The organism is Bradyrhizobium forestalis (assembly GCF_002795245.1).
GTDB classification, from domain to species: Bacteria; Pseudomonadota; Alphaproteobacteria; order Rhizobiales; family Xanthobacteraceae; genus Bradyrhizobium; species Bradyrhizobium forestalis.
The window spans coordinates 1-1,371 of the sequence record NZ_PGVG01000112.1; the positions used below are offsets into that span (position 1 = coordinate 1).

At 65.6% G+C, this 1,371-nt stretch carries 1 protein-coding gene; it reads left to right on the forward strand.

Annotation, left to right across the window (positions count from 1 at the left end):
- Nucleotides 1-1,371: Ig-like domain-containing protein (locus CVM73_RS38695; RefSeq protein ID WP_245452557.1), on the forward strand; the 1,371-nt coding region annotated here is incomplete at both ends.

A 1,371-nucleotide genomic window follows, 5' to 3' on the forward strand; every position in this document is an offset into this window, starting at 1 on the left:
CTCGTCGGGTCAGACCAGCGCGGCGTCGGCTGCGGTGGCGGTCACCGTCGACACCAAGGCGCCCGCTGCACCGACGATTGCGAGTGACACCGTCAACACTGCCAATCAGGTCGTGATGTCGGGGGCTGCCGAAGCGAACAGCACGATCAAGGTGTTTGAGGGAACGACGCAGGTCGGCACCGCGACGACCAACTCGAGCGGTGCGTGGAGCGTCACGACGTCTGCGTTGTCGGCCGGTTCGCACGCCCTGACGGCGAAGGCGATTGACGTTGCCGGCAACGTCAGTGCTGCGTCGACGGCCGTGGATGCGGTCGTCGGTTCTGGAACCTCGGGCTCCACCGGTTCGGGCACCTCGGGCACCGGAACGGGCACTGCGCCGGCCGCACCGAAGATTGCCTCGTTCTCGACCGACAGCGGGATCGCCGGTGATCACATCACCAGCGACAAGACGCTGACCCTGGACGGGACTGCGGCAGCCAACAGCACGGTCAAGGTGTTCGACGGCACCACCCAGCTCGGCTCGGTCACGGCGGACGCCAGCGGAGCGTGGCACTACACGACCGCCGCCCTGCTCGACGGCAAGCACAGCTTCACTGCGACCGACACGGTCTCGGGCGTCACCAGCAAGGCATCGACTGCGCTGGATGTCACGGTGGATACGGCGGCCCCCGATGCTCCAGTTCTGTTGAGCGATCCGACCACGCATAACCGCGCAACGGTATCCGGTACGGCGGAAGCCGGGAGCTTGATCAAGCTCTATGAGGGCACAACCCTGCTCGGCACCGCGACGGTTGCAAGTGACGGCGACTGGAGCGTGACGACCCCGAATCTCAAGCACGGGTCTCACACCTTCACCGCGACGGCCACCGACGCAGCCGGCAACACCAGCGCCTTGTCGCAGCCGATCGATCCGCCGATTGGCTCGCACAGCGGCACCAAGGACGCTTCAACCGTCGAAGTCACCAATGTGCGTCAGCACTGGGATCACACCGCGACGATCAAGGGCACGGCCGATCCCAACAGCGAGATCAAGCTGTATGACGGCACGACCTCGGTCGGTTCGGCCACGACGGGTGCCGACGGCAAGTGGAGCTTCCAAACCTCCGACCTGTCGGGCAAGAGCCACGCCTTTACCGCGGAGCAGGTCGATACCACCGGCCAATCGGTCGGGACCAGCTCGGGCGGGGCGATCATCGGCTCGGGCCGCAGCGACACGCTGACCGGCACCACCGGCAACGATGTCATGGTGGGTAAAGCGGGGGCGGATACGTTCACGTTTGCGTCGAACTTCGGCCAGGACGTGATCAAGGACTTCGCTGCCCGCGGACCTGCTCACGACACGATCGAGTTCAGCAAGAGCGTGTTCGACAG